A 7,755-nucleotide genomic window follows, 5' to 3' on the forward strand; every position below is an offset into this window, starting at 1 on the left:
GCACTAACGGTCAATTGCCTCGTAAAGCGCTCCAAAGTACCTTACTGGATAGAACCGAAGAAACCCGTCAAAGCTGGAAACCGAAAGGGTTAAACAAAATCTCACTTACGATAACCAATTCCCGGAATGGCAACGTTTTGTTTGGCCAGCCGATACGGTGGCGTCTGGTGCATCCTTAACGTGGATGACCACCTCATCAGGCACCAAATTGTACGGAGATCATCGTGGTGTCTGGGGCCTGATCCGTTTACTCGAAACCGCCAATATTGCCCCTTATGCGGGCAGCACCAGCAGCTATACCGTGACATGGAACACAAAAGAAGGTTATTCGCTGAATTACCAACTTCGTACAGAAATGGGGCAAGGCCCGCTAGCCTTATTAAAACTGCGCAATTTTGTTCTCCCTGAAAAAATCTTTTTGGACTAATGAATGGATGCTTCAATGAAAAAATTCAATACCGTTGTTTACTGTGGTTTAGTTATAAATTGTTTATTACTGGGTATTATTTGGTACTCGACTAGTTTGCTACTCGGAGACCCTGACCTGCAATGGACTCTTTCATATGATGAACGCCGTCTAATGGAAGTCATGAGTTGGGTTAAAATACCCTTTATGGTTGCTATTCTAGTGCAAATCATCAGCTTATTCATTCTGGATAAATTTCCTAAAATAGGACTAACTATCGCTATTCTTAGCTCAATTATAATGCTGCCATTAAGTTTGATTTTTATTACTGGCTACTTATATGCTTATGAAAATCGTACCAACGGAAGTTTAATTGAATTCACAGACACTCAAGCCGATATCCAAATTTTATTCAGAACTAATCAAATTCAGTTCATGTCAATTTTATACATCATTCTTGGTGGAGTTATTGCCTTTCTTGGTTTGGGGTTCGGTTGGCTTTTATTTGTCGCGGGTATTGTCACCTTATGTAATTTAAAACGTTTAAAGAACCGTATTCTTATTGGACTTGATCAAGATAACCTTATTCTGACGCCAAACTTATACTCTAAAACATATTTAGTGCCATTTAGCTGCGTCAACATACTGAAGAATAATGATAAAATATTAAAGCTACACATAGTTACCCCGACATTAGATAGAAAAATTACCTACCGTAAAGCAATGTTAGCTGGTGAGGATTTTAATCAAATTCTTACTCATATTTTATCCAAAATATCTGGAAATGATCTTCAGTCTTCAAGTTCATCAACTCAGTCATAATAAGCTTTTCATCATGAATACCATCGTTTTGAATTAGCGTCGATAGGACATCACCTATGCCTTTATTAACCGCATTACGCACAGCCTGCTTTACAGGAACTCCTCTTGCCGCGCCCCAATTGGTGGAACAGCAAGTGTCATTATGGGAGCGTTGGTTGCTACCCATCACTGCTGACACTCCAGTAGGGGAAGACCCTGGTTATGACGATGATTTTGAGCGCATGAGAGAGGAAGTGAATAAGCTCTCCGGATCAGATACCGAATTAATCGGCACTCTTGCAGAAAATTTACTGACGAATGTATGCAAAGATGTTCGTGTAGTGACCTACTACATTTGGGCAAGATTACATCGAGAAGGTGAGTCCGGTTTTGCAGATGGGCTAGGATTACTTGCTGGATTACTCAATCGCTACCATGACACCCTGCTTCCTAGCCGTGCCAATAGCCGAAAGTCTGCCATTGAATGGCTAGCCGGACAACGTGTTCTCGACAGTTTATCCCTCTATCCAGAGGTTGATAGCAATGAATTTTCTCGTATTGTTGCTCTGCTTGGCTCCATCATCGATGAATTTAGCCATTGGGAAGAAGCTAACCGCCCTAATCTTTCGCCATTGTTGCGAGCATTAGAAAATCGCCTAGCGCAATCTGGTGGTGCTGATAGCGTTATTCCTCAAAATATCAAAGCCAGCGAAGGCGTACGTAGCCAACAAACTTCAAGTCCATCAGCCAGTCTCAGTCCAATATCCCCAATTCAATCTGGTCGAGAACTCTTGGATCAAGCCAAAGTTCTTGCCAGTTATTTGCGTAATCAGCCTAATGGCTGGTTATCGGGGCATCGATTAATGAAATCGGTTCGCTGGGATACATTACACCAATGCCCGCCGCAAAATCAGCAAGGATGCACTCGCCTGACACCTCCACGCTCTGATGCGAGAGCACAATTAAAACGTCTGTATCTCCAACAGAATTGGCTAGAATTAACCGAGCAGGCAGACCGTCTATTCACCGAGGGCGTCAACCATTTTTGGCTTGATGTGCAATGGTATTTATATCAAGCATTGAGTAAATCACCAGCTCCATGGGATGGCTGGGCTGACGTTATCGCATCCGACCTCAAACAATTTTTAACTCGATTACCCGGTTTAGAAACGCTGGCTTGGGAAGATGGAACCCCATTTGCAGATGAAGTCACACAGGCTTGGATCAAACAGCATATCCTTGAAGATAACTTATCATCTCTTCACCATATGCCTACGCAAGGGGCAGATGATGGTGATAATGCCTCTGTATTGGCGCTAGAACAAGAAGCACTTACACAAGCTGATAGTGATGGTATCGAAGCTGCACTTGCTTGGCTAATCTCACACCCATCAATACAGACAGTACGCCAAAAATGGCTATTAAAACTAGTCATGGCTAGGGTAGCAGAACAATTTGCTCGCCATGATTTAGCGCTCAATTTATTGCGTGAATTAGACAATAGCGCGGAACAAATGCATTTAGCTGATTGGGAACCCCATTCTCTATTTGAAGTTAAAGCTCGCCAACTGCAACTTTTACGCAGCAAAGCCCAACGAACACCTTCCGATAAAACCGATTTGCAACACCAAATGGCTGAGCTACTCGCTCAATTAACACAGTTAGATGCTGTGCGTGCGCTGGTGTTATATCCCTAATTTAATAAAAAAGAGTGACTCAAATGGATGATTTAACCCTCCGATATTATGATGCGGAGATGAGATACCTACGAGAAGCAGCAAAAGAATTTGCTCAAGCACATCCAGATCGCGCTGCCTTGCTCGATTTAGATAAGGTTGGCACTCCAGACCCGTTTGTCGAGCGCTTATTTGAAGGCTTTGCTTTTTCCATGGGGCAATTACGCCAGAAAATCGATGATGACCTACCCGAATTAACCGAAGGATTAGTCAGCCTACTATGGCCTCATTATTTACAAACTATCCCTTCATTATCCATAGTAGAATTATCACCGACTATTCACGATATGAAATTATCGTCAGTGGTTCCTGCAGACTTTGAGGTACTTTCGCGCCCTATTGGACCGAAGAAAACGGTTTGTCGCTATCGAACAACTCAAGATTTAAATCTTAATCCTATCGCGCTTTCCAGTGTTAATTTAGCCACAGAACCCGATGGGCGCTCAGTGATCCGCCTACGTTTTGAATGTGGAAAATTGATTGATTGGAAGCAGACGTCATTGGAATCCATTTCTTTCTACTTAGCTGGTGATATTCCTACCACCTATGCACTCCATTTAGCATTAACCAAGCACGTTTCTGCCACCTACATTAAGCTACCCAATACCCCGGATCGTATTCGACTGCCATTGTGGTTTTCCCCTGGAGGGTTTGCTGATACTGACCAACTTTGGCCTAAAGCAGATAGTACCTTTAGCGGTTATCAATTATTACTGGAATATTTTTCTTTTCGAGAGAAATTTTTCTTCGTCAATTTAAATGGGCTCGGTGAAATTACATTGCCAGAGTCGCTCACTTATTTTGAGTTAGATATCGTGCTCAATACACTTTGGGACAGCGACCTACCCCTTGGAATCGATAATTTAAAACTTCATAGTGTTCCCGTCATTAACCTATTTAGCATCGAAGCAGATCCGTTAACCGTTAATGGTCTAGAAAGCGAATACTTATTACGTCCTCGGCGGCTACAAGATGGGTATACCGAAATTTACTCGGTGGATAATGTCCATGGAACTCGACGCCATGAACAAGTGAATTATGTCCCATTTAGCAGTTTTCGACATCGTGGTGGCATGTTACGCCATAGTGCTCCCGAGCACTATTACCATACCCGTGTTAAGCGAAGTGTCTCTGGATTACATGATACGTGGTTAATTTTAGGGGGAGAGCATGAACAGCCAACTACCGTACTGGAAAACGAAACACTCTCCTTACAGCTAACCGGCACTAACGGTCAATTGCCTCGTAAAGCGCTCCAAAGTACCTTACTGGATAGAACCGAAGAAACCCGTCAAACGGCTCTACAAGTACGTAATCTGTGCAAACCAACATTGCCTTGTTATCCACCAGCAGAAGATCGTTTCCACTGGCGTGTCCTTAGTCATCTGGGGGCAAGTTTCCTCAATATGATGGATAACGTCGAAGTATTGCGGGGTACTTTAGCTTTATACGATTGGCGTGACGACGACCTCAATAGTCGAAAGTTAGACGCCATGATCCATGTCGAGCATCATCTTATTGAACGTTTTGAGAAAGGATTCTTACAGCGTGGTATTGCCATTGATATCACCTTAGACAGTAATGGATTTAACGGAGAAGGTGATATGCATTTATTCGGTGAAATGTTAAATCGTTTTTTTGCCCTCTATACCGATGTGCATCTGTTTAACCAACTGACTTTACATATTTTACCAACAGGGAATAGCCTAATATGGACAGAGAATCATCCTCAGTAAATCCAGTGATTGATGCACTGGGAGAGCGACTTTCACTCGTCAATTTTTATCGTCTATGCCAACTCCTCGAACAAAATAATAGGCAGATCCATCCATTAGGCAGCACCCAAGATCCTAAAACTGATTCAGTGCGCTTTCGCCCTCATCGGGGGATGGGATTTCCATCGACGGAAATTAAAGGATTGGATATCGAAGATCGCTATCGTAATAGCGCAACTCCAAGTATCCGCACGACTTTTTTAGGTCTATATGGGGTTACATCCCCCTTGCCGACTAGCTATCTCGATGATATTGCTCAAGCTCGTGATGGAACTGAATCACTCACCGATTTTCTCGATATCTTCAATCACCGGCTGACAACACAGTTTTACCGTATTTGGCGCAAGTATTCTTATCCCGCAACATTTTCGGCGGGGGGACAAGATGAAACATCCCAATATCTTTATGGTTTAATTGGACTCGGTATTCCTGGTTCCGAGCAACATGTACAAGCCCCCTTATCTCGATTTCTTGCATTGCTTGGCACTCTACGTTTCCCAACACGAACAGCCGAAGGCGTTATTTCCCTCGTCAAATTATTAGCTCCGCTCACTCGCGTTAAAGTGAAACCTCATGATCCTCGTCGTATTGAGCAACCCAGCTTGACTGGAATGTCATGCCAAAAACCTATCACATTGAAAAACAAGCCCGTATTGGGTCAATATGCCACTGATGTAAATAGCCAAATATTAATTACATTAGAGACCCAAGATTACGAAGAAGCCAATAATTGGCTGCCTGACGGTCAGTTATACCAAGATTTAATGGCATTATTGCATATCTATTTAGGCTCTCGAGTTAATGCACGGCTCTGCTTAAAACTACCGAGATCGTTACTTCCAAATGCCACATTGAACACAAAATCTCGCCAAGGTGTTCAGCTAGGTCGAACCGCTGTAATGGGTCCATTAAGCAACGATAGTCATCAACCTGATCACATTATTACCTTGAACTTAGGACGTTATCAGCGTTTGACACCATCAGCTCAACATACTCAGCACATTCGCTATGCCAATTATCGATTTTAATTCTGAGACTTTCCTATGAAACAAAAACATTTACTGCCATTTTACGGCAACGCATTGATATTAATTGCGACCTTAAGCCTTGCAGGTTGTGGATTAACCCAGATGGTGAGTGATGGAACTCGCAATGCCACTAATGCCATATTTTATAAACAAGTTAAAGTTGCCCACTTAGATTTCGTTGCTCGTGCAGCCCTCAATACTGACGACACCGGGGCTTCTTTATCCACCATCGTTCGAGTCTATCAATTAAAAGATACTGAAAGCTTTAATGAAAGTGACTATGCATCTTTATTTGCGAAAGATAGCCAAGTTCTAAAATCATCTTTAGTCGCTCAGAAAGACCTGCGTATCCGTCCCGGAGAGTCAATCTCTCTTGATATGCCATTAGAAGAAGGTGCTGAATATGTGGCTATTGCGGTCATGTTCCACCACCCTGACCTCATTACTGATGACTGGCGAGTTGTGATCCCGAAAAAACGCCTACTTCCCGATGACCCTCGTTTACTGACTTTAGCGGACAATACGATGACGTTAAAACCTCTCGGAGATAAATAACCATGTCCCAACCTTCATTGTATGAAATGTTGACAGGCTATTTTGCGGGAGGGTTAGATATCAATGAAATTTCAGAACAAGATCAAGTCATTGTCTCTGTAATGGATAATATTCGACGAATTATCAATGCAAGAGCTGGCAGTATCGAACACCTTCCCGATTATGGTCTACCCGATATGAGTAAAATAATCCAAGGCTTACCCGGCAGCGCTCATAACATGATGACCATTTTATCGGCAACATTATTGAAGTATGAGCCGCGCATTAAATCACTCTCCTTGGTACTTTTACCTCAAAATACATTTGGCACGCTGCATTACGCCCTTGAGGTCGAATTACATGAGCAAGGTTTAATTCGCTATGGCACAGAATTTGTGCCCGATGGGCGTATTTTATTGCACCATCTGAAAAAGCAATTCGACCAGCTTTAATCTTTCATCACTGCACCTCCTTTTCTTCGGTTTGAGACAATTATGAATCCAGATTTAAACACACTACAACTAGGTGGCAATCCTCGGACATATGCGGACTTTGCTGCACTAAAAGAAGAGTTAAATACGCACTTTCATCCAGCACGTCCTGATATTGATTGGGCTCGTGCCCATGGTCTATGCCCATCATTATTTAATCAAAATGGGGCCGACTTACCAACCCGCGCATGGTTTACACTGATGCGCCAAGCCAACCACCAACAAACGCAAAGCCTGACTTTAGGGTATAGCGAAGAAGATAGAATCACATTGAGTTTTGGTGAAATCTCGGAGGTTAACTTATGAGTCTTCTCGATACAGCAAAAAATCTGCTACAAGGCCAAAATCGTTACCGCCTTGAAGTTCAAGGTTGTTCAGACCTACTCGATGTTGAACATTTTACGGGACGTGAAGCCGCTAGCGACACTTATCGCTATCAAATTACGTTTACCTGTACCGCTCAAGACCTTTCTGCTCAACAATTATTGCGCCGTAATGCCAGTCTAACCTTTTCTGCGCCGATAAATAACTTAATGGGACTCGCCACTCAACCGAGTGTTGCCAAGCGCGTTCATGGGGTGGTCACGGATTTCCGTCGCCTCTCTGGCTCAGCGGATGAAGCTCGCTACCAGTTAGTTATCGAACCTTTTTTTGCGCTACTTCGCCATCAAATTCGTACCCACCGTTTTTTTATTAACCAATCCATTCCGGATGTGGTTGAACAAATACTACGCGAGCACAATTTCAAAGGCTGGGAGTTCGAATTTCATCTTGAAAAAGAGTACCCAAAACGCGAGCAAATTAACCAGATCAACGAAAGCGACCGCCAATTTATTGAGCGTTTACTCAGTGAAGTGGGTATTTTCTATCGCTTTGGTTTGCAAGATGAAACCCAAACTGAAGTCCTCCATTTTACGGATAGCCAGCGCGGCTATGTGTATGACAAAACCCTACCATTAAATAGCCCATCTGGGCTGAGCGATA

The 7,755-nt window shown here is 43.0% G+C and carries 7 protein-coding genes and 2 pseudogenes; all 9 read left to right on the forward strand.

All coding sequences use genetic code 11. From position 1 onward, the window contains the following. Window positions 1-91: 91 nt before the first annotated feature. Window positions 92-427, forward strand: a pseudogene (locus PROVRUST_RS18310) (type VI secretion IcmF C-terminal domain-containing protein); the annotation flags it as partial. Window positions 428-442: 15 nt separating this feature from the next. Further along, the gene (locus tag PROVRUST_RS18315) at window positions 443-1,228 is read left to right on the forward strand and encodes a hypothetical protein (protein WP_230084864.1); all 786 of its coding nucleotides are present in this window, start codon (window positions 443-445) and stop codon (window positions 1,226-1,228) included. A 56-nt stretch (window positions 1,229-1,284) separates the two neighbouring features. Further along, the gene (tssA, locus tag PROVRUST_RS18320) at window positions 1,285-2,904 is read left to right on the forward strand and encodes a type VI secretion system protein TssA (RefSeq protein ID WP_006816400.1); all 1,620 of its coding nucleotides are present in this window, start codon (window positions 1,285-1,287) and stop codon (window positions 2,902-2,904) included. 23 nt (window positions 2,905-2,927) lie between these two features. After that, window positions 2,928-4,679: a type VI secretion system baseplate subunit TssF gene (tssF, locus tag PROVRUST_RS18325; RefSeq protein WP_006816401.1), complete on the forward strand. Its 1,752-nt coding sequence runs from the start codon at window positions 2,928-2,930 to the stop codon at window positions 4,677-4,679. After that, window positions 4,655-5,746 (forward strand): type VI secretion system baseplate subunit TssG, encoded by a 1,092-nt coding sequence (gene tssG / locus PROVRUST_RS18330; RefSeq protein WP_006816402.1) that lies wholly within the window; start codon window positions 4,655-4,657, stop codon window positions 5,744-5,746. Before tssF ends, tssG begins: the two co-directional genes overlap by 25 nt. Before the next feature lie 15 nt (window positions 5,747-5,761). After that, complete coding sequence (gene tssJ, locus PROVRUST_RS18335) at window positions 5,762-6,301, forward strand: type VI secretion system lipoprotein TssJ (RefSeq protein ID WP_006816403.1); 540 nt, start codon at window positions 5,762-5,764, stop codon at window positions 6,299-6,301. Between the two features lie 2 nt (window positions 6,302-6,303). Next, entirely contained in the window at window positions 6,304-6,732 is a 429-nt protein-coding gene (gene tssE / locus PROVRUST_RS18340) for a type VI secretion system baseplate subunit TssE (RefSeq protein WP_006816404.1), read from the forward strand. Between the two features lie 42 nt (window positions 6,733-6,774). Next, a pseudogene (locus PROVRUST_RS18345) lies at window positions 6,775-6,981 on the forward strand (VasL domain-containing protein); the annotation flags it as partial. A gap of 92 nt (window positions 6,982-7,073) precedes the next feature. Continuing rightward, the coding region (gene vgrG / locus PROVRUST_RS18350; RefSeq protein ID WP_006816406.1) for a type VI secretion system tip protein VgrG at window positions 7,074-7,755 on the forward strand (682 nt) is incomplete at its 3' end.

This window comes from Providencia rustigianii DSM 4541 (assembly GCF_000156395.1).
Lineage (GTDB): Bacteria > Pseudomonadota > Gammaproteobacteria > Enterobacterales > Enterobacteriaceae > Providencia > Providencia rustigianii.

Bases quoted from the DNA above. Each gene is read 5' to 3' on its own strand.
- tssJ (WP_006816403.1), top strand. From the start codon at position 5,762: ATGAAACAAAAACATTTACTGCCATTTTACGGCAACGCATTGATATTA.
- tssF (WP_006816401.1), top strand. From the start codon at position 2,928: ATGGATGATTTAACCCTCCGATATTATGATGCGGAGATGAGATACCTA.
- PROVRUST_RS18315 (WP_230084864.1), top strand. From the start codon at position 443: ATGAAAAAATTCAATACCGTTGTTTACTGTGGTTTAGTTATAAATTGT.
- tssA (WP_006816400.1), top strand. From the start codon at position 1,285: ATGCCTTTATTAACCGCATTACGCACAGCCTGCTTTACAGGAACTCCT.
- tssE (WP_006816404.1), top strand. From the start codon at position 6,304: ATGTCCCAACCTTCATTGTATGAAATGTTGACAGGCTATTTTGCGGGA.
- tssG (WP_006816402.1), top strand. From the start codon at position 4,655: ATGGACAGAGAATCATCCTCAGTAAATCCAGTGATTGATGCACTGGGA.